Annotated in this window: 20 protein-coding genes; 5 read left to right on the top strand and 15 right to left on the bottom strand. The window is 41.7% G+C overall.

Features of this window, described 5'->3' with window-relative positions; genetic code table 11:
• Positions 1-160: 160 nt before the first annotated feature.
• Both AAEY99_RS20400 and AAEY99_RS20395 read right to left on the bottom strand, forming a co-directional pair.
• Positions 161-2,911, bottom strand: coding sequence for a PAS domain-containing protein (locus AAEY99_RS20400; RefSeq protein ID WP_351011806.1), 2,751 nt, complete (start codon positions 2,909-2,911; stop codon positions 161-163).
• A gap of 3 nt (positions 2,912-2,914) precedes the next feature.
• The gene (locus tag AAEY99_RS20395) at positions 2,915-3,322 is read right to left on the bottom strand and encodes a response regulator (RefSeq protein WP_182743462.1); all 408 of its coding nucleotides are present in this window, start codon (positions 3,320-3,322) and stop codon (positions 2,915-2,917) included.
• A gap of 219 nt (positions 3,323-3,541) precedes the next feature.
• Between AAEY99_RS20395 and AAEY99_RS20390 the strand changes: the two genes are divergently transcribed.
• Complete coding sequence (locus AAEY99_RS20390; protein ID WP_351011804.1) at positions 3,542-4,222, top strand: Hpt domain-containing protein; 681 nt, start codon at positions 3,542-3,544, stop codon at positions 4,220-4,222.
• 241 nt (positions 4,223-4,463) lie between these two features.
• The gene (locus tag AAEY99_RS20385) at positions 4,464-4,817 is read left to right on the top strand and encodes a YkgJ family cysteine cluster protein (protein WP_101031310.1); all 354 of its coding nucleotides are present in this window, start codon (positions 4,464-4,466) and stop codon (positions 4,815-4,817) included.
• 195 nt (positions 4,818-5,012) lie between these two features.
• On the opposite strand, the gene AAEY99_RS20380 is transcribed toward AAEY99_RS20385, so the two are convergent.
• A complete protein-coding gene (locus AAEY99_RS20380; RefSeq protein WP_192114972.1) occupies positions 5,013-6,017 on the bottom strand; it encodes a DUF4382 domain-containing protein in 1,005 nt (334 codons plus the stop codon).
• A gap of 355 nt (positions 6,018-6,372) precedes the next feature.
• Between AAEY99_RS20380 and AAEY99_RS20375 the strand changes: the two genes are divergently transcribed.
• From AAEY99_RS20375 to AAEY99_RS20365, 3 genes are all read left to right on the top strand, one after another.
• Complete coding sequence (locus tag AAEY99_RS20375; protein ID WP_335691963.1) at positions 6,373-6,963, top strand: hypothetical protein; 591 nt, start codon at positions 6,373-6,375, stop codon at positions 6,961-6,963.
• An 80-nt stretch (positions 6,964-7,043) separates the two neighbouring features.
• Positions 7,044-7,631 carry a class I SAM-dependent DNA methyltransferase gene (locus AAEY99_RS20370; RefSeq protein WP_351011803.1) on the top strand — a complete coding sequence of 196 codons (588 nt, stop codon included), beginning with the start codon at positions 7,044-7,046 and terminating at the stop codon, positions 7,629-7,631.
• Between the two features lie 10 nt (positions 7,632-7,641).
• Positions 7,642-10,530 carry a DEAD/DEAH box helicase family protein gene (locus AAEY99_RS20365; protein WP_351011801.1) on the top strand — a complete coding sequence of 963 codons (2,889 nt, stop codon included), beginning with the start codon at positions 7,642-7,644 and terminating at the stop codon, positions 10,528-10,530.
• A gap of 55 nt (positions 10,531-10,585) precedes the next feature.
• Here AAEY99_RS20365 and AAEY99_RS20360 read toward each other — a convergent pair whose 3' ends face one another.
• From AAEY99_RS20360 to AAEY99_RS20305, 12 genes are all read right to left on the bottom strand, one after another.
• Positions 10,586-11,509 (bottom strand): spore coat protein U domain-containing protein, encoded by a 924-nt coding sequence (locus AAEY99_RS20360; RefSeq protein ID WP_335691966.1) that lies wholly within the window; start codon positions 11,507-11,509, stop codon positions 10,586-10,588.
• Complete coding sequence (locus AAEY99_RS20355) at positions 11,506-15,306, bottom strand: FimD/PapC C-terminal domain-containing protein (protein WP_101087129.1); 3,801 nt, start codon at positions 15,304-15,306, stop codon at positions 11,506-11,508. The genes AAEY99_RS20360 and AAEY99_RS20355 overlap by 4 nt, the downstream gene beginning before the upstream one ends.
• A gap of 2 nt (positions 15,307-15,308) precedes the next feature.
• Positions 15,309-16,046, bottom strand: coding sequence for a fimbrial biogenesis chaperone (locus AAEY99_RS20350; RefSeq protein ID WP_101087128.1), 738 nt, complete (start codon positions 16,044-16,046; stop codon positions 15,309-15,311).
• Between the two features lie 12 nt (positions 16,047-16,058).
• A complete protein-coding gene (locus AAEY99_RS20345) occupies positions 16,059-16,568 on the bottom strand; it encodes a Csu type fimbrial protein (protein ID WP_101087127.1) in 510 nt (169 codons plus the stop codon).
• Positions 16,569-16,635: 67 nt separating this feature from the next.
• On the bottom strand, positions 16,636-17,172 hold the full coding sequence (locus AAEY99_RS20340) for a Csu type fimbrial protein (protein ID WP_101087126.1): 537 nt from the start codon (positions 17,170-17,172) through the stop codon (positions 16,636-16,638).
• A 574-nt stretch (positions 17,173-17,746) separates the two neighbouring features.
• A complete protein-coding gene (locus AAEY99_RS20335) occupies positions 17,747-18,085 on the bottom strand; it encodes a hypothetical protein (protein WP_101087125.1) in 339 nt (112 codons plus the stop codon).
• Between the two features lie 11 nt (positions 18,086-18,096).
• A complete protein-coding gene (locus tag AAEY99_RS20330) occupies positions 18,097-19,305 on the bottom strand; it encodes a hypothetical protein (RefSeq protein WP_101087124.1) in 1,209 nt (402 codons plus the stop codon).
• Positions 19,306-19,317: 12 nt separating this feature from the next.
• Complete coding sequence (locus AAEY99_RS20325; protein WP_351011798.1) at positions 19,318-20,142, bottom strand: type II secretion system F family protein; 825 nt, start codon at positions 20,140-20,142, stop codon at positions 19,318-19,320.
• Positions 20,139-21,005: a type II secretion system F family protein gene (locus AAEY99_RS20320; RefSeq protein ID WP_101087122.1), complete on the bottom strand. Its 867-nt coding sequence runs from the start codon at positions 21,003-21,005 to the stop codon at positions 20,139-20,141. Before AAEY99_RS20320 ends, AAEY99_RS20325 begins: the two co-directional genes overlap by 4 nt.
• Complete coding sequence (locus AAEY99_RS20315; RefSeq protein ID WP_101087121.1) at positions 20,992-22,335, bottom strand: TadA family conjugal transfer-associated ATPase; 1,344 nt, start codon at positions 22,333-22,335, stop codon at positions 20,992-20,994. Before AAEY99_RS20315 ends, AAEY99_RS20320 begins: the two co-directional genes overlap by 14 nt.
• A gap of 41 nt (positions 22,336-22,376) precedes the next feature.
• Positions 22,377-23,135 carry a CpaB family protein gene (locus AAEY99_RS20310; protein WP_101087120.1) on the bottom strand — a complete coding sequence of 253 codons (759 nt, stop codon included), beginning with the start codon at positions 23,133-23,135 and terminating at the stop codon, positions 22,377-22,379.
• A gap of 85 nt (positions 23,136-23,220) precedes the next feature.
• Positions 23,221-23,613 carry a hypothetical protein gene (locus AAEY99_RS20305; RefSeq protein ID WP_101087119.1) on the bottom strand — a complete coding sequence of 131 codons (393 nt, stop codon included), beginning with the start codon at positions 23,611-23,613 and terminating at the stop codon, positions 23,221-23,223.
• Between the last annotated feature and the right edge of the window lie 538 nt (positions 23,614-24,151).

Raw genomic sequence — 24,151 nt, 5'->3', positions numbered from 1 at the left:
GCTGTGGCGTTAAATCCAGAGCAACATAAAGAAGCTGCTTAACAATTTAGGCGACAACTGTCTTGAAAAACGCCGTTTCCCTAAATATAATGTTGTCTAAATGTGTTCTCAAATCCACACTTATGTAGCGATAGATTAAACTCACGATAATGCTTTTACGTTAAACAGATAAGGGTAATCTAACAAAAAACCGAGCGCCACAGCCGGGTTCGGAGCGATAGTCAATGCTTCCGTTCATTGCTTCAACAAGCTCCTTACAAAGGGCTAAGCCTAAACCCGTGCCTCCTTTCACTTTAGAGCTGCTTGCATCTGCTTGCGAAAACTTTGCAAATATTTTGCTCTTAAAATCTTCAGGGATTCCGGCTCCTTGGTCTTGTACAGCAATTTCAATTTCATCAGAAGTGACAGTCGCAGACAATATTACACTCCCCGATTCGGGAGAAAATTTAACCGCATTGGATAGAAAGTTAGTCAGAATTTGTAACAGACGATGCTCATCAACATATACAAACAATTCATCTATTTGCTTATCTACATGTAACGCTAAAGTAATTTTATGCAGGTCGGCGTATGGTTGATGATCATTGATAGCTCTTTGTAAAAGTGGAACTACATTTAATCGTTTCATTTCAAACAACATTTTACCAGCAGCCAGTTTTTCAATATCTAATAAGTCATTGATCAAACGACTAAGCTGCTTGCAGTTACTGCTCGCAATCTCAACCAACTTCTCCGCTTTTGCAGGTAGTGTGACCAACTTACCAGACTGCAATAAACTTAATGCGCCATAAATTGATGTTAACGGAGTGCGAAGCTCATGACTCACGGTTGAAATGAATTCATCTTTAATTTTCTGTAATGTCATCCGCTCGGTAATATCTTGCATAGAACCTATCATTATCTTATCCGGATTCTGATCTTCGGCAACCAGCTGTCCTAATTCATGTACCCAGCGAACATCCCCATTAGGGCGGATGATTCGGTAAACTTCGTTAACAATACCTGTCGAACGAGTCTGCTGCTCATTTTTAAGCACTTTATCGATATCGTCAGGATGAACAGCATTTTTAAACAATGTAGAACTCGGCACCACATCTTCAGCGTTAAACCCAAAAATTTGATAAATAATAGGTGACCACCAAAATGTTCCATGCTCAAGCGATGCATGCCAATAACCAATTTTGGCTTGCTCACTCGCTAAATCAAGGCTTTGCTGAGTAACATTCAGCTGAAGATTGAGATCCTCAAGTTTGAGATAGTATTCTTTAGTTTGGGTAATATCATGAATATAGCCATGCCATAACGTACTACCATCTGGCATCCTTTCCGGTGTTGCTCTGCCTAATAACCATATTATCGATTTGTCATCCCGGTAAACACGATATTCCTGTTCCCATATAGTCAGTTGTTGGCTAGAGACTTCAATACTCTGAACAACTGCAGGAACATCTTCAGGATAAATTGTAGAAAATGCATTGGAAGCATCTGTAAGAACATCTTCCGGTTTAACACCATAAATATCTTCGATTCCAGAGCTAGCATATGGGAATGCGCTACGTCCGTCTGGCCACACCTGATACTGATAAACCACACCCGGAAGCTGCTGTGTCAGTTTGTATAATTGGTCTTGCAGTTTTTTTTCTTTGCTAACATCCATAACAAAACCGTCAAGGTGTTGAACGACACCGTTGCTGTCATATTCAGCAGCGCCGCGTTCTTCTACCCATATAACAGATCCATTTTTATGCAAAAGACGGCAATTAAATACCCAACTAGAATGACTAAGCACAGCTTTTTCGATGACTTCAAATACCAATGCCCTGTCATCAGGATGAACCATACTAACAATACTGCGCTGACTGTTATTGATAAAATCGCTGGCAGGATAGCCTGTAAGTGCATAAATATGTTCACTCATATACAGCATGGTCCAATGTTCATCATGCAGACATCGGTAAGTCATTCCCGGTATATTGGCAACCAAGGTCTTAAACTGATCTCGGCTTTGTAATAATGCTAAGTTACTATTATTTTCTTTGGTGATATCAGCATGTGTGCCATACATCATCAATGGCTTACCATCTGCGGTATAAGAAACGACTTTGCCTCGATCATGCGCCCATACAAAATGACCATCTTTGTGCTTCATTCTGCATTTAACGTCATAAAATGGAATTAAGCCATTGAGGTGATCATCTAAAGCTGCATCTGAATAGTCCAGGTCATCGGGATGTATCATGGATAACCAAGTATCAATGGTAATGGGTTCTAGCTCGGCAAGCGTATAACCGATAATCTCAGCCCAACGTTCGTTGCAATGGGTTTCACCCGTTTGAATATTCCACTGCCAAGTACCGATCCTCGTTCCGTCAAGCACCGACCTGTACATTTGCTCGCTTGCCACTAATTGCTCATGTGCTTGATCTTGTAATCTATCAATAATTTCTTGTTCAATACTTTTAGCAAAACCGTATGCAATATCTCGTTCTTTGTCAGTGAACTGGCGAGGTTTGCTATCAATAAAGCAAAGTGTGCCAATTTTTTCACCATTACACACTAAAGGCACACCGGCATAAAATCGAATAAACGGCGCAGATACAACTAATGGATTGTCAGCAAACCGACTATCAAGCTGAGCATCAGCAACTTCAAAAATACCATCGCCTAAAATGGTATGGCCACAAAATGAAATATCTCTGCTTGTCGCGCATGCATCTAAACCTTGTTTCGACTTAAACCATTGGCGATTGGAGTCTACCAATGAAATAAGCACAATTTCCGTGCCTAAACAAAGTTGAGCTAAATGCGTTAAACGATCAAAACGTTCTTCTGGGCCCGTATCTAACAGCCCAGTATTATTTAGCGCGGTAAGTCTTTCTGTCTCGGAAATAGGAAATACAGGAGTTTGCATAAGTTACTCTTGATTGTGGATTTCTTGAGAGATTAAGCTAGCTTGATAAATAGATTCTAACCTATCACCTAGACTCATAGCATCGAAGGGTTTTTCAATCACAGCAACGGCACCAACATCCAAATATTCTTGTTTTTCAGACTCCTGAATCCTCGCGGTCATAAAAACAGCTGGAATGTTTAAACAATTTGGTTTTTTACGAATTTCAATCAGCGTTTGTATACCATCCATACCCGGCATCATGGCGTCTAACAATATTAAATCTGGTGCGAAAGCCTCCACTTGGCTAATGGCCTCATGTCCGCCATCACAAGCCAACAGGGTAAATCCAGATATATCAACGAGAGCCATTTCAACAATGATTCGAATCGACTCATCATCCTCTACGTGTAAAATTTTATCTAATTGCATGCCGACTCCAGTTTGATTGGCGTAAACCCCAAATATGTCGAATTATATCGACTAATATTGCATTATAATTTTTGTTGAAGCAAACTAAGCTATTGATTAACAATAAATCCTAACTTTTTATGATGATAGGACATCCATTGAAACTCAATAATACAGTAAACTGCTGTTATCTTTTCTATAGTGTACTTAGAAAGTCATCATGTTCCGAGAGTCATAGATATGAAATCTACTAAAATTACTGCTCATCAGCAGCCACTTGATGAAATGAATAAACATGACATTAATAATTTTAGATCAGAATCTGATAATAAGGAGCTAGAAAGTTTACTTAAGCCTTTTGGTGGTAATGAAAAGTTTTATCGGCGTTTACTTAAGGTTTTTGAAGGAAATCTGGATCAGCAACTGAATAATCTAGAACAGATGATCTTGCAAAACAACACCAATGAGATATTGGTCATTGTTCATACGCTTAAAGGGACTTCTGGGACAGCTGGCTTAACATCAATCTATCAAGCCTTATGTGCCTGGGAGATAAAACTCAAGGACGCGAATAGTTCAAATGCTTTTGAGATACTTAGTGTCGAACTGGCGCCCCAGTTACGTTCAGTGACACAAGCTGAACTGTCAAAAATCCATGCTTTATTAGCAGAAAAAGACGTTGAAACACAACACCTAACAGTTGATTATTCAATCCCAGAGCTCACCGCTATGCTCGCAGAACTGAAACAACACCTCGAAAATAACAATCTAGAAGCGGTGAATATCATCCTAAATCTGCAAAATATGTTGGCTAATAATTTATTGGTTAAGCATGAATTAGCAGTGCTATATGATGCAGTAGAAATATTAGATTTCGACAATGCACTTGTTGCATTATCTTCATTATCCAACAAGTTGTAATAGCCATTTAGCCGTTACTTGGTGTAAAAGCAGATTTATCTTTGATGCCACTAGGCATATTAAACAAAAAGTGTTATTCCACTAATATACCATCCTGCACAAAGAGTCCATTGCCAGTAAATAAGTGGCTACTAAATAAGTGGCCACTAAATAAGTTGCGGCCAAATATATACCTTGGCAACTTTTAGTGAACCCACTATCGACGTATAATGTCCGCGAACTCTTTAAACGTTAGGCATTAATGAAAAATAACATAGAGATAGTCGATCTGCTGCGTGAACGCATTCCGTCATTTGAATGTAAGCCAGGTTGTCACGATTGTTGTGGTCCAGTAACCACATCTTCAGAAGAAATGGCACGCCTCCCCTTTAAAACTAACGCCCAACATGAAGCCGCATTAAAAGAGTGGAACTGCGTATACTTAGGTCCAAATGGTTGCGAGGTTTATGAAGAGCGCCCATTGATATGTCGTGTTTTTGGCACAACACCACGTATGCCTTGCCCTGAGCACCGTCGACCGGAAGTGATGATTGACACAAAAACTGAGGCGCAGATCCATCACTATATCGCCAACACCCGCCAAGTACTGGTTTGACATTTAATCTGTAGTAAATACTGCAGTGATAGAACCTGCCAGAACAGATAATATTTATGTCTGGTAAGGCGGCATAGGAATACCAGTCAATGCATTAACAAGGCATGCCAACGACACACGTACAATGATTATGCTGATATAAAGGCATTTTCGTATTCACGAAAATGCCAGCATAAGACTAAATGTTAGATGAGCTTAAAACTCACCATTCGCGACAGTACCATTTGTCACTTCAATATCTTGTAAATCAGCATGTAAAAAGAAAGGACTTTCTACATCATCAAGTGTATTTTTTACATCTGGATCATCGTACTGTGCAACACAGGTGTAACCCAGACTATAATTACCCGCTACCACAAAACCAAACTCATAGCCTTGGCCTATCACTTGATTGTTTTGATCTAAAATAGCGTTAACTCTTGCAGAAGCAATAGGCGCAGCGTCTGGAGCAACGACGGCATCAATATTAAAATCAGCCATATTTTCTAATAGCGCAGTATCTTGATATAAATAAACCGCATGGCTAAATGCACTTCCGCCAGCGGCAACTTCACATTGAGTCATCATGTCAGCAGGAATACTTCCCTCAATCGCACCAACTTCAGAAATGTTATGTAACTGCACCGACGTAGGTTTTAAAGTCCAATAGTCTTTATTGCCATGGGGGTCTTGTAATCCACTAGACAGATCAAATTCAGCAACAAAGCTATTTGTGCCTGCTGCAATCGTAAATGCCTTATTAAAAAATAGCCGTCCAGTATCGGTATCCGTTGCACCGACTCCGCCACATGAACCATTACTGTTTGTCGTTAAACCAAATAAATTATCGTCATTGGTTATGACATATGAACTGTCCGCATTCGGGGTTTCACTTCTTTGCATATAAATACACATTTGGTATTCACCAACAGGAATACTTTGCCCACTCACAAGTGTGTCAACTGCTTGCCCTTGAAATTCAAGTAAATTAACTTGTTTCAAAGCACCATCATCTGACACATCAAACGAAATACTCCCCGAGTCATTTTTTAACACAACTTGTTTAAAAGCGATCGTCACGTCTTTGGCATCACTTGGGTTATCTGATACACCTAAACTAAATACCCCCATTTGAGGAGAGTCTGTTTTATCGTCACTCCCCCCACAAGCTACCAGTAAAGTCGATATCGAGACGGCAAGTAACGTATTAAGCTTTTTCATAATAAACCTCATTAATCGTGCATTTTTTACTGTTTGTTTTACAACTGTAAAAAGTATTGATCACTAAATAAATCATGATCGATTTTTATACAATCAATACTCAAGAACCCAGTAAGTATTCAATTCAGCAATATGGGCTGTTTACTGAGATCTATAACAAAGCTCAGTAAATAATTAAATTATTATATTTTTTTGATAAACAAAAATTAACGACAATTTAACACCCATTTCACTTCAAAAAATATGATATTAAACGATATTTAATCAATCTCACAACCATCCCACAGTTCCATCTAGCCAGCTTGAGCAATAAGCGCTATTGTTGTCCCAAATGAACGTACACGATGGATTTTGATTGTTTACCTATAATATCAACGGTAAAGCCAGCCGCTTTTTCACTTACGCAGATCTCATTAATTGTGGTGCAACCGCGCTCGAACATAATATTGAAAACCTGCCATTACAACCTGACACCTGGCGCGCCCTGAGTTTATTGGCCACTCAAATACTGGACCCAATTGTCGACAAATTTGGCCCATTGCGTTTAACTTATGGTTTTTGTTCACCCGAGCTTGTTAGAAAAATAGCTAAAAATCGTAATCCGCATATTGCCCCAAAGCTTGATCAACATTGCTCGCACGAACTCAATCAAAATCAAAAAATCATCTGCGACCGCCTAGGTGCCGCCTGTGACTTTACCCTAGTAAGCAGCAACAATGGCCAACCGATTAATATGCAGCAAGTTGCACTATGGATGTGTGAAAACCTGAAATTTGATCGCCTGTACTACTACGGTAAAAATCGACCGATACACATCAGCATTGGCCCGCAAATGAATCAATTTATACAAACCATGAAAACCAATGCCGAGACCGGCCATCGCGTACCGTCTAAAAAAGGCCGTGATGAAACGGCAATCGCGGTGATCCAGCAAGTGGGTTATTGATTGTAATAGGTTATAAAATCACACTGAAGCATTCAGACTTAATCATTCATATTTAAACGATTTAAATTATAGGGTTAACCATGTCTACTATTGCGTTTTATGATCAACATTCGCATGATTTTTTCGAGTCGACTGTGAATGCTGATGTCAGCGAATTGTATCAAGCCTTTGTCGCACAACTCCCTTCTAACGCACGTGTATTGGATGCTGGTTGTGGTTCTGGTCGTGACAGTAAAGCCTTTACTCAATTGGGCTTCAATGTTACCGCCATTGATGCCAGTGCCGAATTAGCCAAAGCGGCATCTGATTATATTGGCCAACATGTCACGGTTTGTACCTTTGATGAAATAGACACATCGCTTCAGTTTGACGGCATTTGGGCTTGTGCATCTCTGCTTCATGTTGAAGCAAGCGCTCTACCCAACACCTTTGAAATTTTGGCTAACAGTTTGGTTAATGGTGGCGTATTCTATTGTTCATTTAAATATGGTGATCAAGAGCGAATTCATAACGGTCGGTTTTTTACCGATGCTAATGAGTCACTAGTAGAACAGTGGATTCAACAAACAGGTTTAATGATTAAACATACTTGGGTGACTACAGATGTGCGCTCGGGTCGTGAAAACGAAAAATGGCTCAATGCCATCCTCATCAAGACGTTAAAATAGAGATGTAAAAATGAAGCTAGCAGAAGGACCTGTATTAACCAGCGGTGGTTTGGATGACCCTTTTTTACCAAAATTAACGCAAGCCATTAACCGTGCGACTAGCATTGAAATGTCGGTGTCGTTTATTCAACGATCTGGGCTAGATTTAATTTTTGATGCTTTATCCGATGCATTAGAGCGCGATGCTAGCATTTCAATTATCACTTCAGACTATCTTTTGATTACCGACCCAGTTGCATTGCGACACTTAATGATTTTGCAATCTCGTGGTGCAAAAACCAAAATATTTACCTGTAATAGCAATCAAAGCTTTCATATGAAAAGCTATATTTTCGTCCAGCAACAAACCGGATTAGCAGATATCGGGAGCGCTTTTATTGGCTCAAATAACATCAGTAAAGCTGCATTCACACACGCATTTGAATGGTGCTTGCGCCATGACTTATTGCCGAATCAAGATCCTAAAGAGTTTAACCATATCCGCCAACAATTCTTGAATATTTTCAATCATTCGCAGGCAATCGATCTAAGTGATACCTTCATCAACGACTATGCCCAAAAACGTAAATTGTGTAAACCACCTTTAGCTATTGTTCATGAAACAGAGCCAGAAGAACCTGTACCTAATTCTGCCCAAGCAGAAGCCTTGATAGCATTAGCGGATACACGTTTAGCTAAGCAATCCAAGGGACTGGTTGTATTAGCCACAGGCATGGGTAAAACATGGTTAGCTGCATTTGATGTATTGCAATTCAACGCTAAAAAAGTGCTATTTGTTGCTCATAGAGAAGAGATATTAATTCAAGCAGAACGGACTTTTAGAACCTTATTACCTCAAAGTACAACTGGCCACTTTAATGCCAAAACTAAAGTCATTGATGCTGACATTGTATTTGCATCGATTCAAACATTAGGCAAACCGGAATATCTTAATAAACTAGATCAAGCTCACTTCGACTACGTCATTGTTGATGAGTTTCATCATGCTGGCGCCGTCAGTTATCGGTTATTACTCAACCACTTTACCCCGCAATTTTTACTCGGTTTAACGGCCACGCCAGAGCGCACGGATCAAGCTGATATTCTATCGTTATGTGATAATAATTTGGTGTTTGAAAAAAACATAATCGACGGAATTGAATCGGGCATTCTGGTACCATTTCATTACCAAGGTATTAAAGACGAGACGGTCGATTACCGAGAACTACCGTGGCGCAATGGTAAGTTTGATCCGCAACAATTAATGAATCTATTTGCTACACAGAAGCGTGCTAAACACGTGTTTGGCCATTGGAAAACCCACAAGCAGCAACGCACCTTAGCATTTTGCGTCTCTAAAGCTCATGCCGACTTTATGGCCCAATGTTTTTCTGCTCGAGGTATTAAAGCTGTGTCGGTGCATAGCGGCTCAGAAGTTAGGCGCGGCGAAGCACTTAGCCAATTAAACTCGGGTGAAATAGAGGTGATATTTTCAGTCGATTTGTTTAATGAAGGTACTGATTTACCCTCAATAGACACCATCTTAATCTTACGTCCGACTGAATCCAAAATTCTATTTTTACAACAGTTAGGCCGTGGATTACGCACATCTCCCGAAACCAATAAAACCTTTGTGTCTGTTATTGATTTCATCGGTAATCACATCAGCTTTTTAAATCGCCCAATGGCGTTATTGCAAGCAGCGAATGCCAATGAAGCGATTAAGCGTCTTAACAATCCTGAAATCGATTCTAAGTGCTTAATCAATATCGATCCCGAATTGGTCGACTTTTGGCAACAGCTAAAACTTGATTACACCAAAGCAGATCAACAATACCAATTACTCAAAGATGATTTAGGTCACCGCCCTACTGCCACAGAGTTTTATCACAGTGGTTATGTTTGGAGTAAAATGACCAAGCAAAATGATAGTTGGTTTGAACTGGTATTAAGCCAAGAACGTGAAGACAAAACACTACTTACGTTAACGCCCTATTTGCCATTTTTGAGTAGTGGCGTTGAAAAAACCACAATGACGAAATGCTTTAAAGCCATTTTACTCGAAGCATTTATTGAGTTAGACGGATTAAACTATCCCCCCACAATTGAAGCGGTATGCATTAAGAGTTGGCAGGTATTTAAACGTTATCCGAAATTGTGGACTCAAGATGTTAAAACCGATTTACAGCTAATCGACGCCGATTCCCCAAAATGGCGTAAGTATTGGTTAGACAACCCAATTACGTTTTTATGCAAACAAGATAAGTCAGACACACAGTCTTGGTTTGCTGTAAAAGAAAATAGATTACATGCAAATGTTGATGTAAAAGTTGATGATATTGAAGTAATGTCTACCGCAATGAGCGAATTAAGCGAATTGTTGTTAGCGCGTTATAGCCAACGCCAATCAGCATCGACACTCACTCCAATAAGCAAAACTGTACAATCGAATGTGGTTACACTTCCAATTGAAGTGAGTCGCGATGAACAGGCATCCCTTAGTTATTACCCAGATCTAAAAATTGCCTGCGGTCATTTTAAAACGGGTACTGACGACAATAGTGAAACTCTGACGTTAAACACGACTTTTAGTAAACTCGATCCATCGATTTTCTTTATTGCCCCAGCCAGTGGTAATTCAATGAATGGCGGTAAAAATCCAATTGAAGACGGTGATTTATTGTTATTAGAGCGCATAACAGCACTCAATGCTGGTTCGATTACTGATAAAATCATCGCGATTGAAATCCAAGATGATACAGGTAATAACCAATATTTATTGCGTAAAGTGAATAAACTCACTAATGGTCAGTATCAACTTAATGCCCATAATCCAGCGTACTCATCAATACTAGCAAATGACTCAATGCAGACCTTTGCCAGATTAAAGCAAGTCTTGGACAAGGCTGACTTTGTATAAACAATAAAAAAATAAGCAGCTCTGGCTGCTTATTTTAATAACGTTAGCTCTCAGATTAAAACTCTACTATTACCCTGACTTGATCACGATATAAGCCAGGGGCGGGAAATCGGTCTTCTACTAGAGTTTCAACCAAAAACTGGAAGGCTTGGTTGTTACCAATACCAACACCGGCAACGCTTGCTGCTAAGTCTGGGCCGATGAGTGTATTGCCATCGGTAGTAGTGATTTTATAACCGATATTATCGCTGTTAAATACCATGTTACGTGTACCGGTACTGAAGTTGTCTCCACCGTCGACAAAGTATTGATAGCTCAGCTGTTTGGTACAGTTAATGTCTAGCGGCAATATGGCACTGTGGGCTGCGCCTAGGTACGACACAGCGCCTAACGACACGTCTGATGTTTGCACGCTGCAACTTGCGGTTACGGTAAGTTGTACGTTAATCACCACGGTGGCTGAGCCATTGTCACGTCCTAAGCAGATCCCCAATAAGCCAATTCCTGAGCAATAATCCCATTGCCATAGCACTGAGATGGTGTCGTTATAGGTACCCACACCTACATTCGCAGTTCCCGTAGACAGGTAAATAGGAATGGTACCATCGTCGCCAAATAGGCCCAGTAAATCCAATAGATTGAAAGAGCCAAAGCTGACTGTTTCGTTAAGGGTAAACGGGTCGGTACGTTCTGGTGCGGTATAAAGTGTATATGGTATTGCATCTCCATTAACAGTGCTCAATTGAAAATCAGCTCCCACTAACGTGGCATCAATTTCACTAAAATCCAATAAGTTAACAAAACCTGAACAGCCAAAGTCTGAGCTAAACGATGTTTCTACAATACCGGTGGAAATTGACGCTGAACTAAACGTGCCTAGGTTTTGATTACTGTTACCGCCCACAACACAGTCTGCGTAAACATGTTGGCATGTGAACACCATAACGGCTGTACAACACAGTTTGCTTATTATGTTCATACTGTTTCCCCTTTACTTTGCTGTGTAATGAAACTTGTGCGTGGTTGGTACATTAAATATCGTTGTGGTGGTGCTTGTTGTAGCTTCGAGTCATGGTGTTTTAAATGATGGATACTGGCGTAATACCGTCGCCGTTGCTTGTACCGATTCGGCGCATTAGGCATGTATACCATTGAGGCCATGCTTGTTCTCATTTTTTTAACTGCATACCTGTTGCCCTTTGCAAGCAACGCTTCGTTTATCCGATTAAGTTCCATAGCATTAATGGTTGCTTGATTAAGCCTTTTCATGCTTCCGGCCTGTTTAGCGGCTTTCGGGATAGTGGTATGAGTAACGTCGATGCTTTGAGTACCAGCGATGGCGGTATAAACAGCGACTTGTTGTTCTTTAATCCACTTGTTTGCATAAAGTCGCTTGTTTTCATAAAACCACTTGGCTGTATCTGTTACAAATTGTTGTGCTATTACGATTAAGGTATCGCTATGGATTTGGCTCATCTCTGTAATAGCGGGGTAGTCGGTTGACGCTATCGCTGGTGTTTGAGCGGTTAACGTTAACTGTGAGGCAACCTGTTGCACTGTAGCTGATATGTACTCCAGGTTTATACTGTTCTGATGTTGCTCTATAACCAATGCTTGAGTGTTAACATGAGTTCGAACGTTAACGCTAGCTTGAGTGTTAATATCCGCTTGGGTATTCACTATCACCTCATTAGCAGATGCCTCATTACTGACTGATACCTGAGTATTCACTGCATCCTCTGCACTCTGCGCTGCTTGTGTATCCAATACAGCTTGAGTATCTACGGCTACTTGAGTATCAACAGGAGCATAAAAGCTCACAGATGCCTGAGTGTTAACCATGGCTTGCATGCTTTGTGCGTCGACATGAGTTTGCTTTTCTACATGGCTTGGCGTGTTTGTATGACTTGGACGAACATCGATAGCAACCGTGTTGATGGCGTCAAGCGTTTCAGGCTTAGAGTCTGTCTGGGTTTCAGGCGATGCGACATTAGCCATACTGTCTGCATGTTGGCATACCAATGGCCCAATGATGGCTTTTTGATGATTGATTTGGGTATAACTAAACTCAACTGAGCATTGTTTATTATCCCATTGCAATACCATTTGATTTTCCGCTTGTAGTGCTTGCGGATAAACTTCACCGTGATGCGCTACAGTCTGTGGTTGCTCATCACTGTTAATTATGGCGCTGGCACCTGCAGGGATTGGGTTACCTTTGCTGTCGTTAACAATCACAGTCGCAATGAACTGTTTAGGTTCGCAGGTAATTGGGCCGATTACGGGTGTTTGCTCATCCGTTTTACGGTATTCAAACTCTGCAGAACATTGCTGATCAGCCCAGTTAAGGGTGACGATGTTTTGCGCCGTAAGCGATGATAATGACAACTGACCATTTTTACCGACAACTTGTGGTTCAAGTTGATCATTAATAATGGCTAAGGTTCCTGCGGGTACCGGTTGGCCTTGTTGATCGTTTATCATTACCAGTGCATTGGCTACTTCAGGCGCACATACCAATGGGCCAAGAACAGGAATGTCATCTTCTTGCTTGCTGTAGGCAAACTCAAGTACACACTGCTTACCGTCCCATATAAGGGTTAAGGTGTTGTTGTCTAGTAGTTTTTCAAGATATAACTCACCATCCCAGCCAACAAAGCCTCCATTTTGCTCACCATTAAGGGTCGCTAATGCACCAACAGGAATAGGCTGACCTTGCTCGTCGTTCACAATCACAATGGCCGCTTTGGTTTGATACAGTTCAAAATTGACATCTACACCATGGCTTTCTGCTGCCATCACTTGTATTTGATCGTTCACCACATTGGTGTCTAACGGTAATGATTTGGTGTTAATGCTGATATTGACAGGATTATATGATGCAAGGCCAGTAACCAATAACATACCGTCATCGTCTGACTCACCTACTTCCTGGTTTTCAATTAATACCGGCACATCTGCAATACCACCTGTTGATACCACGGCAAAAGTATCTGCTACGCGATTACCTAACAAGAAACGACTTTTAGACCAAATTAATGACCCCGATGCTTGACCCCAATGGCCACTTGAACCACCACGGTTATAGTACCCACCGGTTAATTCAACTTTGTCACCTCTCCAGCTGCCGTTAGCTGAAAAATCACCGGTGCCAACAACATTACTTACGTTACCTCTAAAACCACGGTTGCCATTGCGGGCAAATGAGGCTGAGGCAACGGTCCGGTCTTCACCTTTATTGTCACGCACATGGCTGACGCTAGCACGTGAACGAGTACCAAATGGGATCGATAAATTTAACCCAACACTAACATCGTCGCGGTCTGGATCCCAGTTAACACTCGCTGAAATAGAGGCTGTGTCGATTGATTGATTATAAAAAGCAGATACCAGGCGACGGTTGTCGTCATCGAACTTAGTGATATCAAAATAACCCACACCAACAGAAACGCCATTATCAAATGAGTATGCGGCATTAGCTTGCACTTCACGTTCGATTTGCGACACAAATTGGGTTGACCCCGTGTCACGATAACCTTGTTGCTGTTGCTTAACTTGGGCAGAAAACCCCCAGTTATTGGCTTGAAAACGATAACCAGCGAGGCCTAACCAACCGCTGTTATTTTTGTCTTGCCCATGGGCTGCCGCAAACGAAAATACCCCCAGATTACCCAGGGTAAAATCGGCACCAACACCTACGTTGTACACATCTTTGCTCAGTTCGGCATGCGAAGACACCGACATGTTGTCGGTTAAGCCGTAACGTACATCGGCAATAGCGGTGAGATCTGAGTCATAGTTAAATGAGTCAAGACCAAAACCTTGTCTTAGTACCCCTAAGTTAAGGTCGTAGTCGTACACGCCTTGCTTAAGCAGCTCTGGCGCAACATAAAATTGTAAATCTCGGCTAACCGCCTGGCCATTAATGTCAGTGGTGACAATGCTAGCACTGGCGAAACCATTCACCGTGGGTTCGCTGTCTAAAATAAAATTTCCGGGTTCTACATTGCCAGAATACATTTTGTAATTATTAACAAACACTTCAACATCTGACGGCAACACAGCACTCCCGATAAATTCAGGATATGGGTAACTTACATATTGTGGATCTAGCTCAAAACGACGCGACAGTTTAATCCCGCCCATTCTGACTTGACGAGCCCAAGGATTACCGCCACTGATCATGTCACCGACACGCCAGTAACGCATATTTTCTTCGTCGTTATATTGCCAAAAACTGTCGTAGCGGATCATCCCTTCATCAACGGTGCTGTTATCACTTCCACCGAGCTCTTTACGGTAATTTGCCGTGGTTTCGAATACGCCCAAATCGCCAAACGCACGCCATTGTTGCAGTAAATCAACGGTGGTTGTGCCAGATTGGTAATCGCGATAATACATATCGTAATTCACCAGGGCACCGCTTGAGCGCGTAATAGGAATAGAGGTTCTTTTTTTACTGTTAATCACCTGGGCAGGAAATAAATCGATGTCAGCGGTAAGATAAAGGCGTTGAGTTTCGTAGCTATAAACACACGATACGGCTTGTAAATTACAGTAGTCTACACGACCACTTAAGCCACTGGCATACTCAGCTAAAGATGAACCGCCTAGAACGTTTTCAGTGCTCCAAAAATGATTTTGGATATGATTAAACTCAATAAGTTGGTTAACCTGGACGCCATTAAGGTACACGTCTAAATATAAGGTTTCAGCAGAAACAGCGCTGGTGTAGGTGCTTGCAGCGACTAAGATAACTTTGGTTAGTTTTTTCATTGTTACCTCCCATCGTGGTTAATCTCCACATCGACACCATTGATTTCTGCGAATAGTTTCGACGAAGAGGTAAGCGCAACGGGCGACACATTAAACGCTGCCTGACTGTTGGCTTGGACATAGCCAAGTAAGCCACCGAATACAACGCTCTCTTTGTCGCTGCCGTTGGTGTAACGAACTTTAGATATTCTGGCGTGGCCGTTTGCCTGGTTCTTAAAAGCCAACTGATTGGATTGCTTGTTGTACGAATAGGTTAACGCGCGGTTCCAGATACTGGTTAATTGGTCAAAATTTTCAGTGCGCGCGACCGATAAGTCTGGGCCACCAATAAACAACGGTAAAGCATAACGAACTTGCAGTAATAACCCTTGATCAGAAGTGTTTTGCATATCTGGAATTTCATCTAAAAACACCCGATACAAACGTTCGTTGTTAATATCACTTGCGGGGCCGGTGTTAACAATTCTCACCACTTGCTGTTTGCCCGGTAAAATATTGAGTGATGACGGACTCACCACCACTTTGGGTTTATCTTGTTTACTGTTGTGTGCGTCCCACTGACGCACACGCACTTGAATTTTCATTGCGGTATTGCTGTTGTTTTGCAATTTGAGTAGTGCTGCCTTTTCACCTGGGGCAATATCAATATTCACGGGTGAAATCAATAACTCAGCGGCAGTAAGGTTGAGAGGATTCATGACTAATGCGCCGGCGAATATCATCGATGCTAAATGCTTCATTTTTGTTTCTCCTTAAAAAATAAGTACAACCTCTACGCTGTCTTGGTAGTTCCCGGTTGAGGGAGTCACTGCTTGAGGCGAAATAGCGGCGTATATCGGCAGCCATTCAAATAATCCACTGGCGTTACCGCTGACGGCATTAGTGCTGTCCCATATTTGCGCACGTCCAGGGTCTTGAAATAATTGATATGGCACGGTTTCTCCGGTCACGTTATTGAGTAGCAGGCGGTTGCTACTGTCGGTGCCGTTTAACCCGTTGCCTAGTTCAATTCTGTAACTTAAATTAGGGGAGCATCTAAAGCCGATAGAACCACTTCCGGGTGTCGATGTGGCTTGTGCTCCATATGATAAACTGCTCAGTTCACCAAAATTAATCGCACCAAACGCCGTTGCACCGCTGCCGTTGTCTAACACACAGCCTTGTTCAATCTGTATGCTAATTTCGCTAATATCTTGAGCTTGTTCAGCGATGACAATCAGCGGGGTCATACTGAGTAGTGCGATTAATGTCTTGGTCATCATTGTTCATCCTCGTTTGATGAAGAATGCGGCGTCATTTACTGAGTTAAAATGACGCCCTGCAGGTTGCTTACCACGAGATAGTCATGCGCACTGTATCTAAATAGTTACCTGCCGCCGGTGTGGTTTGTCCTGCTAATACACGACCATAAATAGTTAATGGTTGTATTGCGCCGGTTCCGGTTAAGGCTTGTGACTGTGGACCTTCACCCCAACGCACCGAACGGGCTGCATCTTGATAAAGTTCATAGTTCACAAAATCTAAACCTCCGCGAGATACACGACGTTGACCGGCCTGCGGGTTTGAACCATCATCAAGCGCGACGCTGTACGCTAAGCTGGTGTTACACGTCAGCTCAATACTGCCTGCACCTGCTGCACCTGCCGATTCAGCATCAATAAACAGCTCTAAGTTGCTTTGCTCGCCAAAATCGACTGACCCAAATTTATTAATACCAGCACCGGCATCTGTAGTACCGTTTACGGCACAGCCTTCACCAATAACGAGTGATACATCAACATCACCACGTATTTCACTTGCAAATGATGGGCTCATAGCTACAGAAGAAGATAATAATGCTGCGATTGCGATATGTAGTTTTTTCATATGTCACCTCGGTGTTGTTTTAAATTAAGAGTTATTTGGAACTCGATTAAGATATTGCAGGTAGGATGCCAACTCTCAATAAAAATTAAGACATTGTTTTATAAGGCTTTAAATTGATTAATGGTTTTTGGCTGTGCTTTACTACTCTGATAGGTTTGCAAAATGCAACGCTGTATTCGCAATTTGCAAATGATGAGCAATTTGCGATGGGTTGATTGTTAAACCGCGACGAATTCATCACAGCTCTCGTCACTGCACTCATCACTGCAATATGATCAGAGGTGAGAGTTCAGATATTTGGGATGAACTAGGGTTAAGCCCATATGAAAATGGACGTTCTTTTAGATAGCATTTGCGTAATGATGTATAGAATTGTTGAGTGGTTAGGTTGATATAAGTAAAACTTAAAGGAAGGCTTAAGGGGAACTTGATGAACAATAAGTGTGGCTAACATGAAGTCATGCAATACTCATTTTAATCTGTTGCTGGCATGGAATGATTCCACAGATGACCATTATGTTAGGTTTTGTCGGATACCATTGACTGGCTTTGTCAATATGTGATCATGACTCATCTACTCATTAAATTGCTGCTGAATAAACGCAAGTTCTTCGTCAGCCAGTGGCGCGGCATTATCATCGTTAGAACAGCCTACAATATCCAAATGATCAATTTTATGTTGCACATGGCTCGGTGTTGATTCTTTAGACAAACAGGTTAATACATCGCGGCAAAACTCAAGCATATGCAGCTCCGACACCTGTAATGGCCGACATGTACAAGCTAATAATGATTGGGTATCCCCCTTTAATTGGGTGAGTAATTGATTTGATTTATCTTCATTATGCGCCGCTATAACAGTTAACGACGCTAAGTACATTTGTTGCAACGTTTGCTCATGTAATTGCGGCATAACCTATTCCCCTATAATCTGCTGTTATCGCCTTCGCCATCTGGCGCGACATAAATCCAGCTATCTTCGTTATTGATACTCGGTAAATTAACCTTAAATGGCGCGGTAAAACGCTGTAATACGTTTTGATTATCGTTAAATGGATCAACCACTTGCTCAGCACTGAGCAAATTAATATCGGCGACACAATTGAGTGTCCCTTGTTGTATGCCCAAACTTGCAAGTAAGTTTGAGACCAATGGGTTATCGATTAAATTAACGTTTAGCAGATCAAAGGCGTTGGCTAATGCAATATAGGTGACAGAGCTAATGAGATCGTTGTTTTCGTCCAATCGAGTGCCAATAGGACAACATACCTCGCCTAACGTGACATCGACATTGGGGACTAAACCGGTTAACGATAACGTACTAAAAACAGTATTGATGAGTGGTTCTATCGTTGAGCGATTTCTGTCTAACGTGTCCCCTTGCGCCTCGGTACCTGCAGGGCATTGATCGCACACTGGGTTATCAATTGTAGAACCGATATTAATGATCGATGACCCCGACTCTACCCCCACCAGGCAACTCACATCGGCTTCGGCTTGCTCTACACTAAATGACTCGCATGGCATACCTGAGACCACTTTTTGCGATAAATAGCGTGACTCAATTTGGCTTATATTCACCGGACATTGCTGCGGTGTTGAACGAAATAAATACCCAGTCACAGCATTGTTTGATCGGCCAATGGCATAATTAGGCCCGCCTTGAAGCGCATGCAAATAACTCACGGCACCGGAAGCATCAATGTTATCAACGCCTCGATTGTCTGAGGTTTCATCGCTAATTCCTTTAATACAAGGGTTACCAGTACAGTTAGGTGAATCGTAATAAACTGGTTCACGTGAGGTAAAACGGTCATCCCTTACCCCTAAAATTGCCCGGTAGTTTTTGTGTGCAGGATCGGGCGCTAATGGTGCAACGCCGCCATCAATAAACGGTACAATTGGGGTTTCGTGCTCATTTAAACTGAGCATTTTACCTAACTTAACCCCATTACTGTCAGCAACGGTGATGTCTCTGTTTTGCTGTGCCACTTGAGATTTAACCAGCGCGTTTCTTACCGCCGATATACCCACAAAACTGCCAATAATTAAAATGGTTGTGATTAATATAAGTTCAATGGTCAGTACAAAACCAGCCTGCTTCCTTAACCTGGTTGATATGTTATTTATCATGGTGGCGGCCTCTTATAATGAATCGGCTAAAACGCTCAGCAAATCCATAAACTGAATTGCGGCGGGGAAAAAAACCAACACCAGAAACATCGGAAAACACACCAATAACATCGGCAATAATACTTCTAGCGACTTTCGATTAATTTTACTGTTTACCAATTGCTGGCGTTGCTGTTGTATTGCACTGAGTTGTGATTGCAGACAATTGATTAATGGTGAGCCAATTTGCAAACCAATGTTAATAATAGCCGCCAATTTATTCAGATTTTGCACCCCGGTTCGTTTGGCTAAATCCGCAAAAGCGCGTTGTCTATCACGACCAGACTCTAATTCTAAAGACAGCAGTAATAACTCATCTGCTAATGGGTGTTCTTTGGTTAAGCCATATTTTGCCGACAGTCTAAATGCCTGGCTTAAAGGCGTTCCGGATTGTAAATACACCACTAATAAACTGATAAAAAATTCTAATGATGCATCGATGCGCTGTTTTCTCATTTGGCGTTTTAACAGTAACCAGCCATCTAACATGAAAAAGGCAATAACACTGATCAGAATGTGAAGCCATACCGGTATTGTCGGCATAAATTCAAGTGCCATGATAACGGCTGTAATCGCTAAACTGAGTTTAATAGACCAATACAGCAACCGATTACGAAATACCGATAAACCCGCTTGTCTAATCAGGTTTGCAGGATATATGTTGTCTAATGGCAGTAAGTCACCAAAAGAAGTAATGTCTTTATCGTCGACACGAGTATTGTGGAATAAGTAAAATAACCAACAAGTTAGAACCAATAACACGCCTAAAATAAGATCGGTAAAAAGTGATGTATTCATAAGTTGGCCTTTAATACTTTACGTAACCAAAAGAAGCCAATAATTTGTAATAACAACGCAGTGCTTAAGAAGTTAGCGCCATTAGGGTGATCTAGTAATGGTGCAAACCAATGCTGCTCCTGCGACACAAACAATGGAATAAGTGCATAAGGCATAAGCCCACAAAAGAACGCCGCATAACGTGTGCCCGACATTTGGCTATTAATAAAGTGATACTGCTGAATACGTTGACGCATAAGCTTCGTTACTGCTTGTAACATGGCATTAAAGTCGCTGCCGGTTTGATGCCTTGCTACCAATGCTTGAGCAAATAATCGGGTGCCTTCGGTGTTGTAGCGATTGACTAATCGATTAACCGATTGGCTGGCGTCATAACCCGATGACAACCGCGTGACAATTTCTGTCAGCTCTGCTTTTAATGGCCCTTTGGCTAAACTGGCTGCGGTTGAAATAGCTTGTAGTGGTGACAACCCCGCTTGTAGTGATGAATGCATGGTATCCATTGCATCTACTAATTCAGTTTCTACCCGTTTTATACGCCATGTGACTAAGTCATCTAATACAAAATAACTACTGACTAATATGGCTAATGCCATGATCACCGCGATGCTTTGATGTTGAGGAAACGCCGTATGAATCGCCATATAGGCACATATTGATAGGGTTAAAATACCAATCAGCACACTAATTGGCGCTAAGTTAATGTCTAATAATCGTAACTTTTGGCGTATTCCGCTAGTTAATTTAGTTTGTGGTTCTAGCTCTTGCTGCTTAGGTTGGACATCGGCAAACCACCAAGCCCTGGCACACACAAGCATCACAGCCAATAACACCACCAATACAATCACTTCATACCAAGGCATAATCTACCTCCGAAAATAGCGAGTTAAGCTCGGTAACATCAAAGCCTTTGGCTGCAATTTGTTCGCTTAACTGGCATTGTGTTGCGCTGCAAACATGTTGGCCTACGATATGGTTATGATCTGTTTGCGGTTGTTGTTGAAACTCAAAAAGTGGTTTTACCTCCGTTATAGCTGCGGTTTGTATCACTTCACATACACTCACTACTCGACGGCTACCGTCTCTAAAACGTCTAACTTGAACAATGACTTGTATTGATGAGCTGATCATATGATCAATGGTGTCACGGCATATTGCCGCTTCTTCCATTTGGGCCAATGAGCGTAGACGGTTGATCACATCTTGTGGGTTATTGGCATGCACAGTCGTTAGGCTTCCATCGTGGCCACAGTTCATGGCTTGGAGCATATCAAATACTTCACCGCCCCTGACTTCGCCAACAATAATGCGGTCAGCGCGCATTCTTAATGCCGTTTTCACTAAGTCTCGTAATGACACTTCGCCATTACCCTCGCCGTTTGTTCCACGACTTTCCAGTGGAATAACATGCGGATGATGTAGTTGCAGCTCGCCCGTTTCTTCAATGGTGATAACGCGTTCGCTGTTAGGGATAAAGCCGGAAATCACATTAAGTAAGCTGGTTTTACCTGAGCCCGCACTACCAGCAATAACGATATTAATGCCTGCAATAACTGCTTTTTCTAGAAAGGTTAGAATGTCTTGGCTGATAAACCCACTAGACACTAATGTCTCTGCGCTAATGGTTTCATGATGAAAACGGCGTATTGATACTACAGCGCCAATAGTACATAACGGTGGTATAACCGCATGTAAACGACTGCCGTCGGCCAATCTTGCATCCACCATAGGATTATTAGCATCTAACTGGCGACCTTGCGCACTCACGATACGCTCTAGAAATCGTCTTAGGTGCGAGTCGTTATCGAACGCTTGAGTTGTTTTGCGTAATGCTCCGTGACGCTCAACCCAAATTGAAAAAGGACCATTAATTAAAATGTCGGTAACGGCTGGGTCTAACATTAATTCAGAAATTGGCCCTAGCCCTTGTAGTTCTTCGATAACTTGCTGGATAAGGAGTGCCTTATCTGAAGTATTTAATGGCTGTTGTTGTTGCCCTGGCAATAAATCGATTAGTTGCTCAAGCTGCTGCTTAAGCTGAGTGGGTTGCTTTAAATGCAATGAGTCGTCGTTGTCCATATCATCAATTAAGCTGTTATGGAGCAGTTGCTTAAGTCGACGCATTTCATCGTTGGGAATTGATGAGACGTTCAATGTTGTCGGGGAAAAAATATTATGTTCGGAATTAAACATATCTCACCTCACTGCATTGTGACTTCCATTTGTGCGGATTATTAACGTTCAATACTGACCGTTTTGCGGCTATTACCACTGTGAATAATGATGTCTCTGTGCGTTTGGGCCATTCCCAGTAACGGCTGGGTTCCGTTGGCAATATCGTAGGCGCTGTGTAATACAATAGACACAATATCGCTGGCACCAATACTGGCTAGTGGATAAACATCTCCTGGTCTAACGGCCATAACTAGCGCTAATGCGCCATTGGATGAACTGGTACTTTGGTCATTTAAACGGTCGATTGCCCCTTTACTGTTATTGGCCTTTTTGGGCGGCTTAAGTAAACCAATTAATTGCACGTTGCGAGCAACGGTTCTGACACTTTTACGTCCGCGAACTAAAATATCGAATCGGTCGCCTTGATTAAGCTTGGCAAACGGCAGGCCTGTAGGTAATTGTGAAAGTGTGAATAACACCCGGCCCTCTGGTACTGCATACGATAACGATTTAACTGTGGGTAAAATGAGTTCGTTAGCAAAAACCACATCACCTTTGCGTTTGGCTACATTAAGTACTTTGCCAAGTAACTGCTGTGGATTTTGTACACTTTGTTCTGTATCCGATTTATCTGTTTTGCTCCTTGTTAGTGTTGATAAAGTAATAGTGTCACCGGCTTTCAAATCTTGGCTTAACACTACCGCAGTGGTTGTAGATAAACGGTCTACTTGACGAATACCCAGTGCTGAAGCCAATACGCCGGAGGTGACGAATAGTGCAATGGCTATTGTCGTACTACCTGTGAATTTGCGTTTCATGATGCACCTTTGCGTTATGTTGTTAATCTAAAGATTAGGCGCCGATTGCCTCTGTGTGAGACAACCGACGTAGACTTAGATTAAATTAGTTATCTAAACTACCGTCAGCCTGAGAGGCCGAAGCAGCACCTGCACTAGGTGAATTTGAAATCAACACAGCAGATTCTGCGAAGTCGGTTGCAACAAACTGGAAGGTTGCACCATCACCAGCATTCACATCCACAGCATCGATAAAGCCTGAGCCACTGATTTCTGCCGTATTTTCAGCATTAATGATGCCGTCAAATGCGTAGCTTTGGTCTAGCGAACCAATCGCTTCTGCAACATCTTCTAGTTCTGCAGTAACCGAATCTCGCATTGTAGTAAGTCCTACTACTAAGCCTGCTGCCATGACAGTTGATAATAAAATCAACTCAGATGTCATAACAAAACCGCCTTGCTTCTTATTGTTTTTAATCATTGATTTAATAGATTTCATAATGTTTACCTCATGTTATTAACTATCATGTTCACAGCCATCAAATGTTGTATTGTGAAATTGGGTAGAGAATTAACTTGCTCTGTTACATTAAGAGGAATCTAGATACTGCTATAAATTGCCTCTGTATAAGTAATTGCGAACAACATGCCAATATAGGATATTCATAAAATAAATTTTAAACTTGTTATTTGTCATGCGCTTACATATTTTAAGTTAATTTTACATACAATGAGATTATCAACAGTATCGGATTGAAAATGGATATGAATTGCAGAGTGAATGGCAAAATGCGAAAAGTTGCAAATCTACTGTTAATCCAATTTTTGCGCAGTCCATTAATTCAATAGCGTGACTCATGAACACTGGTTCTGTGAGTGTTATTAGTACGGTTGTCAGTACGTTTGCATTCCATGCTTAACGCCTGAATCATCAATCGGATCTACATTCACCTGTCATTAGTAATTAACCTGAGATCGGTTTAAGCCATAACAACAATAGCGCCAAACTCAGCATTCGTAATATTGAGTTGTGGCTT

The sequence above is a fragment of the Shewanella sp. S1-58-MNA-CIBAN-0166 genome (assembly GCF_040310085.1).
In the GTDB taxonomy this organism is placed as follows: Bacteria; Pseudomonadota; Gammaproteobacteria; order Enterobacterales; family Shewanellaceae; genus Shewanella.
Note: the sequence above shows the minus strand (reverse complement) of the source record. Positions and strands in the feature narration are given on the sequence as shown.